The 13,837-nt window shown below is 44.6% G+C and carries 16 protein-coding genes; 8 read left to right on the top strand and 8 right to left on the bottom strand.

Going from position 1 to position 13,837, the window contains the following annotated elements:
- Nucleotides 1–5 precede the first annotated feature (5 nt).
- The 5 genes from Q3W13_RS03670 (at nucleotide 6) to Q3W13_RS03650 (ending at nucleotide 4,620) form a co-directional block, all read left to right on the top strand.
- Complete coding sequence (locus tag Q3W13_RS03670) at nucleotides 6–719, top strand: CDP-alcohol phosphatidyltransferase family protein (RefSeq protein WP_302861416.1); 714 nt, start codon at nucleotides 6–8, stop codon at nucleotides 717–719.
- A gap of 182 nt (nucleotides 720–901) precedes the next feature.
- Nucleotides 902–1,522 (top strand): sterol desaturase family protein, encoded by a 621-nt coding sequence (locus Q3W13_RS03665; protein ID WP_302861415.1) that lies wholly within the window; start codon nucleotides 902–904, stop codon nucleotides 1,520–1,522.
- Between the two features lies 1 nt (nucleotide 1,523).
- Nucleotides 1,524–2,462: a phosphatase PAP2 family protein gene (locus Q3W13_RS03660; RefSeq protein ID WP_302861413.1), complete on the top strand. Its 939-nt coding sequence runs from the start codon at nucleotides 1,524–1,526 to the stop codon at nucleotides 2,460–2,462.
- 252 nt (nucleotides 2,463–2,714) lie between these two features.
- Nucleotides 2,715–3,902, top strand: a complete 1,188-nt coding sequence (locus Q3W13_RS03655) for a hypothetical protein (RefSeq protein ID WP_302861411.1) — start codon at nucleotides 2,715–2,717, stop codon at nucleotides 3,900–3,902.
- A 160-nt stretch (nucleotides 3,903–4,062) separates the two neighbouring features.
- Nucleotides 4,063–4,620: a CAP domain-containing protein gene (locus tag Q3W13_RS03650; RefSeq protein WP_302861410.1), complete on the top strand. Its 558-nt coding sequence runs from the start codon at nucleotides 4,063–4,065 to the stop codon at nucleotides 4,618–4,620.
- A 41-nt stretch (nucleotides 4,621–4,661) separates the two neighbouring features.
- Here the strand turns inward: Q3W13_RS03650 and Q3W13_RS03645 are convergent, their stop codons facing one another.
- Entirely contained in the window at nucleotides 4,662–4,892 is a 231-nt protein-coding gene (locus Q3W13_RS03645) for a DUF1456 family protein (RefSeq protein ID WP_302861409.1), read from the bottom strand.
- Nucleotides 4,893–5,051: 159 nt separating this feature from the next.
- On the opposite strand from Q3W13_RS03645, the gene Q3W13_RS03640 reads away from it, so the two are divergent.
- Entirely contained in the window at nucleotides 5,052–5,246 is a 195-nt protein-coding gene (locus Q3W13_RS03640) for a hypothetical protein (protein WP_302861407.1), read from the top strand.
- A gap of 15 nt (nucleotides 5,247–5,261) precedes the next feature.
- Nucleotides 5,262–5,627 (top strand): hypothetical protein, encoded by a 366-nt coding sequence (locus Q3W13_RS03635; protein WP_302861405.1) that lies wholly within the window; start codon nucleotides 5,262–5,264, stop codon nucleotides 5,625–5,627.
- A 9-nt stretch (nucleotides 5,628–5,636) separates the two neighbouring features.
- Here the strand turns inward: Q3W13_RS03635 and Q3W13_RS03630 are convergent, their stop codons facing one another.
- From Q3W13_RS03630 to Q3W13_RS03610, 5 genes are all read right to left on the bottom strand, one after another.
- On the bottom strand, nucleotides 5,637–5,861 hold the full coding sequence (locus tag Q3W13_RS03630) for a hypothetical protein (protein ID WP_302861403.1): 225 nt from the start codon (nucleotides 5,859–5,861) through the stop codon (nucleotides 5,637–5,639).
- A 10-nt stretch (nucleotides 5,862–5,871) separates the two neighbouring features.
- Nucleotides 5,872–6,234: a response regulator transcription factor gene (locus Q3W13_RS03625; protein ID WP_302861401.1), complete on the bottom strand. Its 363-nt coding sequence runs from the start codon at nucleotides 6,232–6,234 to the stop codon at nucleotides 5,872–5,874.
- Nucleotides 6,235–6,301: 67 nt separating this feature from the next.
- Nucleotides 6,302–6,847 (bottom strand): DUF4337 domain-containing protein, encoded by a 546-nt coding sequence (locus Q3W13_RS03620; protein ID WP_302861400.1) that lies wholly within the window; start codon nucleotides 6,845–6,847, stop codon nucleotides 6,302–6,304.
- Between the two features lie 12 nt (nucleotides 6,848–6,859).
- Nucleotides 6,860–9,268, bottom strand: coding sequence for a glycoside hydrolase family 2 TIM barrel-domain containing protein (locus Q3W13_RS03615; RefSeq protein ID WP_302861399.1), 2,409 nt, complete (start codon nucleotides 9,266–9,268; stop codon nucleotides 6,860–6,862).
- Between the two features lie 183 nt (nucleotides 9,269–9,451).
- Entirely contained in the window at nucleotides 9,452–9,745 is a 294-nt protein-coding gene (locus Q3W13_RS03610) for a hypothetical protein (RefSeq protein ID WP_302861397.1), read from the bottom strand.
- A 226-nt stretch (nucleotides 9,746–9,971) separates the two neighbouring features.
- On the opposite strand from Q3W13_RS03610, the gene Q3W13_RS03605 reads away from it, so the two are divergent.
- Nucleotides 9,972–11,363 (top strand): MBL fold metallo-hydrolase, encoded by a 1,392-nt coding sequence (locus tag Q3W13_RS03605; RefSeq protein WP_302861396.1) that lies wholly within the window; start codon nucleotides 9,972–9,974, stop codon nucleotides 11,361–11,363.
- Between the two features lie 181 nt (nucleotides 11,364–11,544).
- Here the strand turns inward: Q3W13_RS03605 and Q3W13_RS03600 are convergent, their stop codons facing one another.
- Both Q3W13_RS03600 and serC read right to left on the bottom strand, forming a co-directional pair.
- Nucleotides 11,545–12,501, bottom strand: a complete 957-nt coding sequence (locus tag Q3W13_RS03600; RefSeq protein ID WP_302861395.1) for a D-2-hydroxyacid dehydrogenase — start codon at nucleotides 12,499–12,501, stop codon at nucleotides 11,545–11,547.
- 117 nt (nucleotides 12,502–12,618) lie between these two features.
- Complete coding sequence (gene serC / locus Q3W13_RS03595; protein ID WP_302861394.1) at nucleotides 12,619–13,686, bottom strand: 3-phosphoserine/phosphohydroxythreonine transaminase; 1,068 nt, start codon at nucleotides 13,684–13,686, stop codon at nucleotides 12,619–12,621.
- Between the last annotated feature and the right edge of the window lie 151 nt (nucleotides 13,687–13,837).

Genomic DNA, 13,837 nt, shown 5'->3' with positions numbered 1-13,837 from the left:
ACAGAATGGCACAACAAACATCGGTACGCACAAGTTTACAGTTGGGTATCTACAAAGTTATCGACCCGGTTGTAAAGGTGTTTATAAAACTGGGATTGACGCCAAATGCGGTAACATCCATCGGTTTTGTACTGAATGTGGGCGTCGCAATTATATTTATTATCGGCGCCGAAGAAGGCAACCGCGGCGATCTGTCGTATGTGGGCTGGGCAGGCGGGCTGATACTTTTTGCGGGTTTATTTGATATGCTCGACGGGCAAGTAGCACGCCTGGGTAATATGAAATCTACTTTTGGCGCCTTATATGATTCTGTGCTTGACCGTTACAGTGAATTGATCATGTTCCTGGGTATTTGCTATTATCTTGTTGGTCATCACTATTTTTTAAGCTCTATATTCGCTTTCATCGCGTTGATCGGTTCAATGATGGTGAGCTACGTTCGTGCCCGCGCCGAAGGCCTGGGTGTTGAATGTAAAGGCGGCCTGATGCAACGCCCCGAGCGTGTGGTCACCATAGGTCTTTGCGCCATGCTTTGCGGCGTAACCGCAGCATACATAGGCGGGGATTATAAGCTGTACATCCCGGGTATCAGGTTTCATGTTTTCGAAACCATGTCGATATTCACCATACCGATTGCCATACTTGCGGTACTCACTAATATAACCGCATTTAAACGGCTTGTCGATGCCAAAAAATCCCTGGCAGAACAAGGCCGCTAAACATGCGCCGATTGTCAAAATAAAAAGTATTTATAGCCCATCGGCTTAAAATATCATATCTTCGTAACAATTATATCAATCAGGTTACAGGTTAGTAAAATCCGGCTAAATTGGTATAACTTTAATAGATCAACATTGAATAACAGGCGGAGAAATTTAACCGTTTTAAACCCTGGGCAGTTATGAAAAAGAAATTTGTTTCCAACTCAACGGAATCTGTAAGGATGTTCAAAAGCGATCTTCTGGAAGCGCTTTCAAAAGTTCATTTTACCGTTCCGCTGTATATTTTTGTGCCGGTAATTGCTTATTGCGTGTACAGGTACACCCAAACGGGATTAGGTGTATTACTTTTTGTTGAATTGTTTGCTTTAGGGCTTTTCGTGTGGACACTAACTGAATACGTAATGCATCGTTTTGTGTTCCATTATGAACCTGCGGACAAGCCCTGGGCTCAACGCATACATTTTATATTTCATGGTGTACACCACGATTATCCAAGCGACGCGAAACGTTTGGTATTACCGCCATCGGTAAGCATTCCTTTGGCTACCGGCTTTTACTTCTTGTTTAAGGCCATATTACCGGTGGATTATATATGGGGCTTTTTCCCGGCATTTATTTTAGGATACCTGTTTTATGATATATCGCACTATGCCATACATCACTTTAACTTTAAGGGTGCTATCTGGAAAAAGATAAAACAACACCACATGCTGCACCATTACCAGGATCCGGCCAAAGGTTACGGAGTAAGCTCGCCGTTGTGGGATAAAATATTCCGTTCAGATTTTATTAAGAAGTAGCATGGCTGATGCTGTGAATGACAGTGTTCAAATTAATACACGGTCCGTAATTGTTGTTTTATCAGTCACCGCGTTTTACCTTATCCTGTCAGCTTTACTGGTTGGCTTTAAATCCGACCAGTTGGTCCTTGCAGGTATTTTCAATGCTGCATTTTTCCTTTCGCCGGTAAGCCGCAAATTTATTTTAGGCTTTTCGATTTTTATAGTTTACTGGATAATCTTCGATTACATGAAGGCCTTTCCAAACTATAATTACAGCACAGTTCATATTGAAGATCTTTATAATGCCGAGAAACATATTTTCGGTATACACTTTAATGGCAGCATTTTAACACCGAATGAGTACTGGCGCGCCAATAGTAAAACGGCGATTGATGTCGCCGCCGGAATATTTTACCTTTGCTGGATACCTGTACCCCTGGCATTTGCCGCTTATCTTTTTTTTAAAAACAGGCGCCAGTTCCTTTACTTTTCGCTAACGTTCGTACTCATTAACCTGCTCGGGTTTATTGTTTATTACGTATATCCGGCGGCGCCGCCATGGTATGTACAATTTAACGGATTTACCTTTCACGCGAAAACCCCGGGCAATACCGCCGGCCTGGCACGCTTCGATGCATTTTTCAATGCAGGTATTTTTAAATCGATATACGCCAAAGGCTCAAATGTTTTTGCAGCTATGCCCTCGTTGCACTCATCGTACCCGGTGGTTGTTTTATATTATGGGTTAAAAAACCGGCTAAAGTGGATGAATATCTTCTTCGTAATAGTAATGCTGGGTATTTGGTTCACGGCCATTTATGCCAGTCATCACTATGTGCTGGATGTACTGGCCGGAATTTTAACCGCATTTATTGGTATCAATCTTTTCAATTTGCTGATTAAGCGATCCAAAGGCTTTAAAAACTTTATCGACAGATTTGAAGCCATTATACGATAACCGGACCAGTATACACTATGCCGGAAAAAGTGTACTAATTACCTGTCACTAAAAAAACGGATCTTAACCGGTGTTACTGCTTGACTAGCGTCATTCAACTCAGCTAAGCCATAACCCAACCTTTATTTTCATTTTGCAATAAATTATTTATCAGCGGGAAAATTATATTCCCCAGAATTTCAAGATAAAGATAAAGGCACGTTTTTTGAGCGGTGCAGTCTATATTTATAGCCCTTACCTGCGAAAGCGCTTATGAAATTAAAGACTACGCTACTTATTTTCGTTTCAACTTGTATTACCCTGGCAGGGTTTGCCCAGCCCGCAGAGACGGCCAACGGAAGTGTGAATGCTTTAAAAGATACCGTAAAGCCCAACCTGAAGTATTTAACCCTGGCTGATTTTTCTATTCGTAAACACAACGCAAATAACGTGACCATAGATGCTACCCCGCATTTTGCAGGCGCTCGTGATGCCGCGCTTCCGGTAAACCATCAGGCCGACTACAGCCTGACAGCGGTTACTTATCCGGACAGTCTGAACATCACCAAACTGGTGCATACTACCGGTGGCTTAGGTATAGCCGATTCGCACCTGGCAGAGAATGCCAGCAATAAATTGCGCATCAGGAATGCGGACAGCCTGCGGCTACTGGCAATGATGATAAAACAGGACAGTGCAAGGATCGCGATATACAAACAAAATAAAGACAGCGTGCAGCGGCACCTGGCATTAATGAGTACCGACAGCCTTAAGAAACAGCTGAATTATAAAGGAAGCGAAATGTTCAAAGGGCAGATATATACCGAGATCGCGAACCGTTACCTCGATTACGATACCATTAGTAACAGGGTAACCCGTGCCAGCCATGAAAGCATCGCATTGAGCTATACCATGCAGGCTCTGCACCAGTTTTCTCATTATAATGATACGTCAGGGCTGCGTTTGACCTTCGATCACCTGGCAAAAGTTTACCTCGCCCAAAAAAAATACAGCCAGGCCAAGTGGTTTATCCTGCAGTCCAATTCGCTCTCACGGGCTAAAAACGACAATCCCAATATAATTGCGTCATTAATAACGCTCGCAAAGATAAAATCCGCAGCGGGCGACGCTAAACTTGCCATGGGTGACCTGGATGAGGCTATACAGATATCCGCTAAAAATAAGTATCTGAAATTACAATCAGACGTGTACAAAAGCTATGCAATGTTGTACAGCAGGGAGAAAAATTACGCCAAAGAAGAGCTGATGCTGAAGAAACGCGACTCGGTTGAAGGAGTGATCCGCCGAAACGAAGAAGCGAAACAGCTTGCTGCGCTGGCTGCAAAAGACTCTGCTTATAAAAAGAAGGCTGATTCCGTACAAGCTAAAAAAAAAGTGCTTACCTCAAATACCAGGAAGCTCTACAAAAACGTCTCCGCCAGGAAAACAGCTACATTATAGTGCTGATAATAGTTATCGCTTTGGTGGCATTGGCGGTAATTTTCTATTACAAGCGACGCGGAGCCAACTGGCGTTCTATCATGCGGCGGCGAAATAAAGAATAATATATTATTAGTCCTGCTGATACTAAACTTCAAAGGCAAACGGTTGTCTGATTAGTATGAGAATTTTGATAAAAAGCTTTTTTGCTGTTATGCTGTTGCTGGCATTTAAAAGAACAGTGGCCCAGCAAACCGGCAGTACAAGTGAGTTTAAACGGGAGTTCCTGGAAAATATCAATCATGTGCGGCAAAAGGGCTGCAATTGCGGTACTGCACATATGGCGCCTGCCCCACCGCTGGTTTGGAACGACCGGCTAGAGATTGCGGCATTGGGCCATGCGGCAGACATGTCAAAAAACAACTACTTCAGTCATACCGGCAGGAATGGACGCACTTCTGACCAGCGTATGGTAGCTGCCGGTTATGGGTATAACGGCTTTAAAAGCTTTGCCGTTGGCGAGAATATAGCCCAGGGGCAAATGAGTATTGCCGAAGTGATGGCAGGCTGGTTTAAAAGCCCCGGCCATTGCAAAAATCTGATGAATCCCGAATTTAAAGAAGTAGGAGTCGCCAAATATAACGACTACTGGGTGCAGGATTTCGGCGGCAGAGTGCCATTCAGCGAAGAAGAGCAGAAGCTGCTGAAAAGCGGAAGGGCGAAGTTGATAAGAAATTAATTCTTGATTATCCATTCAATAATCAGAACCAATTTACGGCTTTAGACTTTAGACTCAGGACTTTCAGGCTTCTCTTTCGGTCCCCTCATATGGATTATCAAGCCATTTAAAAAATTACGCAATATTTGGTCGCCGCAGGGTTTAAAATTGGGGTGGTCTTCCTTTCGGAAGATGGCTGTTAATTCTGTTTTTGAAACCCTGAAGTTTACCAGCGCCAAAACCTTTATTATATCATCATCTGTAAAATGCATAGCTATACGCAGTTTTTTCATGATGTCGTTATTGCTCATAATATCTTTTGCATTAATACCCCTGCAAATAATCTGTGTGGGTTGTGAGGCAAAAGTAAACAATAACCTTTAACATTTTGCTTACGAAAATTTGTGAAACAAGATTCCGGCTGAAAGGTTATCTTAAAAAATTATAATGTGATGAGCAAGAACCATAATACTTTTCCCGGAGAAAAGCCTGAGATGCCGCTGCCGGATAAAAGGCCGGAAATTACCCGGCCTGATGACCCGAAGGAACCACATATTCCGCAAGAAAATCCGCAAACGGAGCCGCAGGAACTACCGCCGGATATTAATCCACCAGAGGACCCTCCGCTGAATCCTTCTGAAAAGTAGTATTTTGTGCGCCTTATGGACACCTTCAAAATAAAAGCCAATTTACCTGAGGACATGGAAAGCCTGCTGAAAGGTTTATTCAGTGCAGGGAGCATGCCGTATGAGTTGTTAAAACAAGCTCTTGAGCGGGAGTTCAGACCGCACGGTGCACCTGAAGTGAAGAAAATGGAAATAGATCGCATTAAATTTAAACCTGCAGCAGGCAACGGAAGTTTTAGGGTAGTGCTGGATATTGATTATACTTTTGGCTGTGAAGACCTCTTGAGAGCCAGGAAAAACGAGACCTCCGAATGGACCTTTTCGACAGATACGGAAGACGGGTATATCATTTTTTATAGTTCACCTGCTATTGACAGCCGAAGCACCGCAGATGAGTTCTAGGTATCACCCTTAATCAAGAATGATTGCCCAGCGGCCCTCATCATTAAGCGCATAAGTTAAGCCGTCGCTCATTTCGTACACATCGCGGCCATGCTTTTCGCTATAGTAATTTTTCAGTTCGCGGACGATGGTTCCGCCGTTTTCCATTCTCAGGAAAAACAGCAAGGCTCCAAAGTTCGGCGCCACGTCTTTCAGCTGGCCCGATTCGCCTTCCTTTATAAATGCTGAACTCATACTTGATTATTTAAGCGGCTGAGTGTATCCGCACTTTCTGCATGAAATAATCCAGGTCAAAGGGCTTGGCGATATGGTCGTCGGCTCCGCATTCGTTTTTTATCTGCTCCAGCTCACTGTTCGCCGAAACCAGTATCACGGGTATGTGTTTCAGGCCATCCTGGCCTTTTATGTAAGCACACATCGACCGGCCGTCTTCGCCTTTCAACCCCAGATCAAGCATCACCAGGTCAACTTCGTTTGCATGCAGTTTCTGGCGCGCCAGGGCTGTATCCGCAAGACTTATCACGTTATAACCATCCACTTCCAGCAGGATGCTCATCATCTCCGCAATGATCGGTTCATCTTCAATTACAAGTACTTTCCTTTTCATAAAAAACACCTATCAATTTAAAGGCCAATGCGCAGAAAATACCCGAATGTTAATAAGTTAATACGAATTATAACAAGCCCATCACAAAAAACACAGCGCCAACTGCCGCGAAGCCTATACTGCCCAGCCAAAGTGCTTTGCGCTTGGTGATTATGGATATAGCGCCGATGGCTATGGCTACCTGGAAGAGCGTTACGCATTTGGCTAATACAGCATGTTTGTCACTATGCACTACGCTTTCCTTCTGAAAATCTTCAGCTTCTTTTTTTATTTTGGCTTGCTCGGTTTTATTTTCGGCTACTTTCGCTGCATCTTCAGCAAGGGGCTGCTTTCCCATGGCTACCAGTATTTTGTTGGATGTTACCAGCATCTCAGATTTAATGCCTTTAGCCTGGTAAAACGCCCACTGATCAGATGCTTTCATTTGAGTCAGCATGGCTTCATCTGCATGGGCGCCGGCCATTAGCCCGGCAATTGCCGCCAGCACTGCAAACACGGCTGTAGTCAGGGCGACGTACAGAACCCATTTCTCTTTACCTTCCGAAAGCATATGATGGGCATGCTCGTTGCTCTGCTCGTGTATTTTTTCAGAGAAATTTTCTATCTCGTCCATTTTTCAGGGGTATTAAATGCTTTGTAAAGTTAAAGTTTTACTCGCTAATCCGGCGGCGGTTGCGGTTAAGGTTATTTTTCCGGCTGTATGTGCTGTTTTGATAATAACCAGGCATTTTCCATGCCAGGCTTTGCGTTGAGGCATTTGATTACTCTCGATACTCTGAGGGTTGGCATTACCTACGCCGACAATTGTCCCTGGTCCGGTAAGTTTAAACTGAACTAGATTGTCTGCACGCGGATTTATATTGCCTTTAGCATCTGTTAATTCTACCGCAACATAGCTTAAATCCTCATTATCGGCTTTGAGTTGGGTTCTGTCTGCTGACAACCTGATATTTACCGGCGCTCCGGCAGTATGAAGGATGCTGCTGTTTACTTTTTTAGTACCATCATAGCCTATTGCTTTTAACTCACCGGCCTTATAAGGAACATCCCATACCGCCATAAATTTACTTGCGCGGTTAGTTGCCTTTTTTCCTAAGGATTTGCCATTCAGGAATAATTCAACTTCGGGGCAGGATGAATATACCACTACCTTAAATGGCTTATTCTCGTAGCCTTTCCAGTTCCAGTCAGCCACTACGTCATGCCAATTCCATTTAGACCATGAAGCAGTTAACCCGTTTAGGGCGAATGACGGCTTTGGCGGCGTAACAAATAGCGAAAGCTGATCTGTCTTCCATAATGCATCCCGGTAATAGGACTGGGGCCGCTTCCATCCGCAAATGTCGATATCACCGCAATAGGCCAGGTTCCAGGGATAAAAGCTTGTGCCCTGCGGATAGCCCAGCCATCCTATACTTGCCTCGCCGATATAATCGAAAGACGTCCAGACAAAATCCCCTAAAACGTAGGGATGATCCAAAACTTCCATCCAACTGCCAAAAGATTCCATAGCAAATGATTCAGTGCAGAACATGATCCTCCCGGGCACGCGTTTATGGTCGGTTTCATAAATATTCCCATCGTGCCCATAATTGCTGACGGAATAATTATAGCCGCTTACGTCGAGTTTTGAAAAAAATGGGTCTTTATTTGGTTTTACATCATCCACAGCTGAAGTTACGGGCCGGGTGACATCAAATTGCTTTACCTGGGCCGCCAATTGACCTGCCTCATCTGCTCCTTCCGGCGTGGCCTTTTCGGGTACTTCGTTACCAATGCTCCACATAATGACCGACGGGTGGTTACGGTCACGGGTGACCATGCTTTCAATATCCCTTTTCCACCAGTCATTAAAATATAAGTGGTAATCGTACGGGTTTTTGCCATATTTCCAGCAATCGAAAGCCTCATCTATTACAAGCATGCCGAGGCGGTCGCAAGCATCAAGGAATGCCGGGCTTGGCGGGTTGTGGGCACACCTTATGGCATTATAACCACTGGCCTTTAATATTTCCACGCGGCGCTCCTCGGCCCTGTCATAAGTCCGCGACCCAAGCGGGCCGTTATCATTATGCACACAGCCACCTTTTAACTTTACGGTTTCACCATTCAGCTGGAAGCCGTTCTGCACATCAAACGTTATTTTGCGGATACCGAATGTAGTTTTTTGTTCATCTGTCTGTATTCCATTAATATACACATCTGTCAAGGCTGTGTACAGTGATGGCGAACTACACGACCAAAGCGCCGGTGAAGCTACGTCGGCCGACTTCCTGAACAGATTGGACGAGCCGGCTGTGATCAATTCCTCGCTTTCAGCCGAAGCCACTTCTTTTCCTTGAGGGTCGAGGATTTTTGTGATGACTTTTACCTTTTGATCAGCAGCCGTTTCATTTAACACATTTATAGTTATGGCAACCTTAGCGGCCGAGGTTTTAACTTCGGGTGTAGTAATATAGGTTCCCCACTGCGCCACATGAACGGGGTCAAGCACTTTCAGCCAAACATGGCGGTATATGCCTGAGCCGGAATACCAGCGGCTGTTCTGCCCTTCGTTCTTCACTTCTACCGCTATGATATTTTTACCGCCGTAATTCAGCTTATCCGTTAAATCGAACCAAAAGCTGGTATAGCCATAGGGATGAGTACCTATATTTTGCCCGTTGACAAAAACGGTAGCATTCATGTATACCCCATCGAACTGAACAACGGTACGCTTGCCCTTTTGCGAAGCAGGTACAATAAAAGTTTTGCGGTACCAACCCGTCCCCCCTACCGTAAAACCACCGCCGACCTGGCTTATGGCGCTTTGCATGAATGGCGATTTTGTACCAGGAAGATCTTCAATGCTCCAGTCGTGCGGTAAATCGACTTTACACCACTTAGAATCATCATACCTTGCATTCTCGGCACTTAGCGCGCCGCCGCGGAAGAACCGCCAGCCGTCATCAAATAAAACGGTATGATTATTTTGAGGGAAAGCTTTTAAACAAATGAAAAGCAATAAACAAAGCAACAGATTTCTTACCGGCATAATTGGATTGGTTAGTAATTGGACGAAGTTTACCGCAGAGATACCTCAAAAATAACCACCAATACCGGCCATTCCGGCTGTTGCAATGGTTTTCTTGCACTCCCTGGCTAAAATCCGCAGATAAATTTAATCACTAATCCAGTAATTTTCAGCCAAACAGAATAATTATTGTAAATAATACAATTATTCAGCTTCATTCAATTCATCCGGGTCGGCGCCAGCCGGGTCTTTATAGTTTTTTATAAAGCGGGCTACCTCTGCCGCCTCCTCCCAGGTCAGTTCGTCCATACCCTCATAATTCCACTCATCCATGTTTTCATTGAAAACAATTTCGCCCATGCCTACAACGCCATTTGCCAGCCGGTACACGCCCGTTTTATAAAAATCGCCATTGCTTAGCCTGGCATTTATCGGGGTGATGGTGAGCTCAATAGGGCCGTTAGTGGTGTTTACGGTATAAGTCGTCTGGCTTATCATGATCTAAAAGATTGGTTAATTTATCAAATCATCATTTCTACATCAAAAACTTTGCCTGGGGCTGTCATGGACATAAAATGTTACAACAATTATAATAAGTTTGCGGAATAGTTTTATGGTCCATTTGTTCATTAATTTATTGGTGTATGATGCCAATATCGCTGCTTCATTTAGCACTGTTATACAATGAACTAATGAACCGGTGACTAATGAACGTTAAAACAATATGAACTTAACAATTTACGGAGCTGCGCGACAGGTTACGGGGAGTATGCATCTGCTGGAAGCGGGCCAATTTAAAATACTGATAGACTGCGGACTGGATTATGAAAAGGACCATAGCATTCACACTAATGAAAATTTCCCTTTCCAGCCGGAAGATATAGATGTGGTAGTGCTTACCCACGCCCATATCGACCATTCTGGTAATTTACCCACCCTGGTACGCTTAGGCTTTGAAGGACAAATACTTTGCACATCGCCTACGGCAGACCTTACTGAACTGCTACTGCTCGATTCCGTAAATATATTTATGCATAAAGCCGAAAAACGCGGCAAACGTGGCAAGGGGAGGTTTAACAGTGGGGCACAGCCATTATATCTTCAGAAGCATGTGATGGACACCGTGGACAGGTTTGTTACTATCGGTTTTAACAAGCCTTTCCGTATAACCGGCGATATTGAACTTACATTTGTCCCCGTGGGGCATTTACTGGGTGCAGCGGCTGCGGTATTCAAAATTAATGACAACGGGGCCGAAAAATCCATAGCCTTTACCGGCGACATTGGCCGGAAAAGTTACCCGGTACTTGACGATCCGCAGAATTTACCACAAGTTGATTACCTGGTAACGGAGTCGACCTATGGCGGCAGGTTACATACAAAGGACAAAACGGTAGAGCAAACCCTGGTTGAGGTTATTGAGAAGGCTTGTATTAAAGAACAAGGGCGCCTGATCATACCTGCATTCAGCATCGGCCGCACACAGTCATTAGTTTATTCGCTTAATAAGATTTTCAGCAATGGCTTGCTGCCACCGGTGAAGGTGTTTGTAGATAGTCCGCTTGCAGCGCGTTCAACCGAAGTATTCCGTAAATACCACTACCTGGTAAACCAGGAGGCGCAGGATTTTTACAATAAGCAAGGAGATGAGTTTGAGTTTGAAAATCTTGAATATGTAGAAACTTTAAAAGATAGCCGGCAGGTTTCAAACTACTGGGAACCGTGTATTATTATCTCGTCCGCCGGTATGCTGGAAGGCGGACGTATACAGGACCATCTTTATTACAACATTCAAAATTACTACTGCACGATACTTTTCATAGGCTATTGCGCCAAAGGCACGCTGGGTCACCGTTTGTTACGCGGCGATGCCATTGTACATATAAAAGACCGCGACCTGGCTGTTTATGCCACCATCAAACAAACCGATGTGCTAAGCGCCCACGGCGATCATGATGATTTGATGGATACCGTTAAGCAGCAAGATAAAAACAAGTTACAGAAAGTATTTTTAGTACACGGCGAAAGCAGCAGCATGCAGGCTTTGAGTGATGCATTAGAAGCTGAAGGCTATGCGGTTGAAACCCCGGAAAAGGGAGTGAAATATATTATCTAATCAATTTTGCGATTGCGGGGAACGAAGTAACCTCGTTGACACGCATAACGGGCAAGCATACCGACGAGGTTGCCGAGCTCGTTCCTGGCCCGCAATGACCAAGTTTTTTAAATAAAAAATGGCACAGATTTCATCGATCTGTACCATCCAAAATTTGTGTAATTCCTAACTATCGGCCGCTTTAATTTACCTTGTTAAAGTGCGCTATAATTAAACTTGCCAGTTCTACGCCGATACGCTCCTGGGCTTCGCCGGTTGCGGCGCCAATATGCGGGGTTAGCGAGATTTTAGGATGTTTTAATATTTCTTCGCGCGGAGTCGGCTCATTGTCGAATACGTCGAGGGCTGCAAAAGACACCTTGCCGCTATCTAATGCTGCTATAAGGGCCAGTTCATCAATCAGGCCACCACGTGAGCAGTTTACAAGCCCAACTCCTTTTTTCATTTTGTCCAGTTCTTCTGCACCGAAAAGGGCCTTGCCTACAAATGGTGTATGCAAACTGATAAAATCGGAGTTGGTGATGATTTCTTCAAGCGTGGCTGTTTTAACCGATGCTTTTACAGCTATACCTCCGCCCAGCACAATATCCACTTCGGGATTGAACGGGTAAAGATCGTAGGCTATTACGTCCATGCCGATCCCGATGGCAATTTTAGCCACCTCGCGGCCAATGCGACCAAAACCTACTATACCCAGCGTGCGTCCACGCAGTTCAACGCCTTTAGCGTAAGCCTTTTTCAAGTCGTTGAATCTGGTAGCGCCTTCAACCGGCATTTTGCGGTTACTATCCTGCAAAAAGCGGATGCCTGTAAACAAATGGGCAAACACCAGCTCGGCTACTGACAATGATGATGAAGCGGGCGTATTGTAAACGCCAATACCTTTTTCTCTGGCATAGTCGACGTCAATATTATCAACGCCTACACCGCCGCGGCCGATCAGTTTTAAATTAGGGCAGGCGTCAATTAGAGCCTTACGAACTTTAGTCGCACTGCGTACGGTAATCGCGTCATATTCCTGCAGTTTCACCGGAAGCTCATCCTGCGGTATGTTATTAGTATCTACAAAAAAACCGGCATCTTCCAGCATTTTCTTGCCTATCGGGTCGATGCCATCGTTGGCGAGTATTTTGATCATATCAGCGAAGCCCCCCAGCCCCCTAAAGGGGGAGCTTTAATTTCATTTCGGCTTTTAGGGAAAGCCTTAATTAATTTATTGAATCGCTCTTCAACTCCCCTTTACGGGCAGCGAGTTTTATTTATTTTTCTCTGCAAATTCCTGCATAGCGTCAACCAGTACATAAACGCTGGTAATCGGCAATGCGTTATAAATAGATGCGCGGAAACCGCCTACGCTTCTGTGGCCTTTGATACCCACTATGCCTTTTTCGTCGCATAGTTTAAGGAAAGGCTTTTCAAGGTCCGGATTTTCCATTACAAAGCATACGTTCATGTGCGAACGGTCTTCAGGTACACAAACAGCCTTAAAGAGCGGATTGCGGTCAATTTCCTCATAAAGCACACGGGCTTTAGCGACATTTTCCTGCTCGATAGCAGCAACACCACCTTTTGACTTCAGCCAGTTAAGGGTAAGCATTGATACATAGATGGCGAATACCGGCGGTGTGTTGTACATTGAGCCGCCTTCAATCTGCACCTGGTAATTAAACATAGCAGGTATTTTACGGCCTGTTTTACCAAGCAATTCGTCTTTTACGATAACCAGGGTTGTACCGGCAGGACCCATGTTTTTCTGCGCACCAGCGTAGATCAGCCCGAAATCAGCAACATTGATCTTACGGCTAAAGATGTCAGACGACATATCGCAAACCAACGGAACAGGCGATTTTGGGAAATGCTGCAGTTGTGTGCCATAAATAGTATTGTTCGAGGTGATATGAAAATAAGCCGCATCCTCAGGTATCTTGTAGTTTGTGGGGATGTAAGTGTAGTTTTTATCTTTTGAAGATGCTACTACTTCTGTCTCGCCAAAAAACTTCGCTTCTTTTATGGCCTTGCTTGCCCACACACCGCTATCGAGATAGGCAGCTTTACCGCCTTCTGGCAACAGGTTAAAAGGCACCAGTGCAAACTCCATGCTTGCGCCGCCCTGTAAAAACAAAACAGAGTATCCTTCGGGTACGCCCAGCAATTCCTTAACCAGCTTTACCGCCTCGTCAAGCACCGATTCAAACTCAGGCGAGCGGTGCGAGATTTCTAAAATAGAAAGTCCGATTCCGCCAAAATCAACAACTGCTGCTGCTGCCTGCTTTAAAACTTCGTGTGGTAGGATGCCTGGTCCGGCGCCAAAATTATGTTTCATTTTATTTAATTTTTTCGATGAAGGAGAAGTGCGTCATAAAGCCGTCTTGCAATTTAGCGCTGGCCTTTGATGCTTTCATTTTGTTTATAAATTGGTTTTGTTGAATTATTGATTAATTAACAAATCGGTAGTAAGACGGGCCGAAGTTAGT

This window comes from Mucilaginibacter sp. L3T2-6, assembly GCF_030519355.1.
Classification (GTDB): Bacteria; Bacteroidota; Bacteroidia; order Sphingobacteriales; family Sphingobacteriaceae; genus Mucilaginibacter.
The sequence above is the reverse complement of the archived record's forward strand: the minus strand, read 5'-3'. Positions and strand labels throughout refer to the sequence as shown.

What these genes read in the sequence shown, in the direction of transcription:
- Q3W13_RS03615 (WP_302861399.1), bottom strand. Translation starts at nt 9,268, where the DNA reads ATGCCGGTAAGAAATCTGTTGCTTTGTTTATTGCTTTTCATTTGTTTA.
- Q3W13_RS03655 (WP_302861411.1), top strand. Translation starts at nt 2,715, where the DNA reads ATGAAATTAAAGACTACGCTACTTATTTTCGTTTCAACTTGTATTACC.
- Q3W13_RS03670 (WP_302861416.1), top strand. Translation starts at nt 6, where the DNA reads ATGGCACAACAAACATCGGTACGCACAAGTTTACAGTTGGGTATCTAC.
- Q3W13_RS03665 (WP_302861415.1), top strand. Translation starts at nt 902, where the DNA reads ATGAAAAAGAAATTTGTTTCCAACTCAACGGAATCTGTAAGGATGTTC.
- Q3W13_RS03640 (WP_302861407.1), top strand. Translation starts at nt 5,052, where the DNA reads ATGAGCAAGAACCATAATACTTTTCCCGGAGAAAAGCCTGAGATGCCG.
- Q3W13_RS03625 (WP_302861401.1), bottom strand. Translation starts at nt 6,234, where the DNA reads ATGAAAAGGAAAGTACTTGTAATTGAAGATGAACCGATCATTGCGGAG.
- Q3W13_RS03620 (WP_302861400.1), bottom strand. Translation starts at nt 6,847, where the DNA reads ATGGACGAGATAGAAAATTTCTCTGAAAAAATACACGAGCAGAGCAAC.
- Q3W13_RS03660 (WP_302861413.1), top strand. Translation starts at nt 1,524, where the DNA reads ATGGCTGATGCTGTGAATGACAGTGTTCAAATTAATACACGGTCCGTA.
- Q3W13_RS03650 (WP_302861410.1), top strand. Translation starts at nt 4,063, where the DNA reads ATGAGAATTTTGATAAAAAGCTTTTTTGCTGTTATGCTGTTGCTGGCA.
- Q3W13_RS03600 (WP_302861395.1), bottom strand. Translation starts at nt 12,501, where the DNA reads ATGATCAAAATACTCGCCAACGATGGCATCGACCCGATAGGCAAGAAA.
- Q3W13_RS03645 (WP_302861409.1), bottom strand. Translation starts at nt 4,892, where the DNA reads ATGAAAAAACTGCGTATAGCTATGCATTTTACAGATGATGATATAATA.
- Q3W13_RS03610 (WP_302861397.1), bottom strand. Translation starts at nt 9,745, where the DNA reads ATGATAAGCCAGACGACTTATACCGTAAACACCACTAACGGCCCTATT.
- Q3W13_RS03630 (WP_302861403.1), bottom strand. Translation starts at nt 5,861, where the DNA reads ATGAGTTCAGCATTTATAAAGGAAGGCGAATCGGGCCAGCTGAAAGAC.
- Q3W13_RS03605 (WP_302861396.1), top strand. Translation starts at nt 9,972, where the DNA reads ATGAACTTAACAATTTACGGAGCTGCGCGACAGGTTACGGGGAGTATG.
- Q3W13_RS03635 (WP_302861405.1), top strand. Translation starts at nt 5,262, where the DNA reads ATGGACACCTTCAAAATAAAAGCCAATTTACCTGAGGACATGGAAAGC.
- serC (WP_302861394.1), bottom strand. Translation starts at nt 13,686, where the DNA reads ATGAAACATAATTTTGGCGCCGGACCAGGCATCCTACCACACGAAGTT.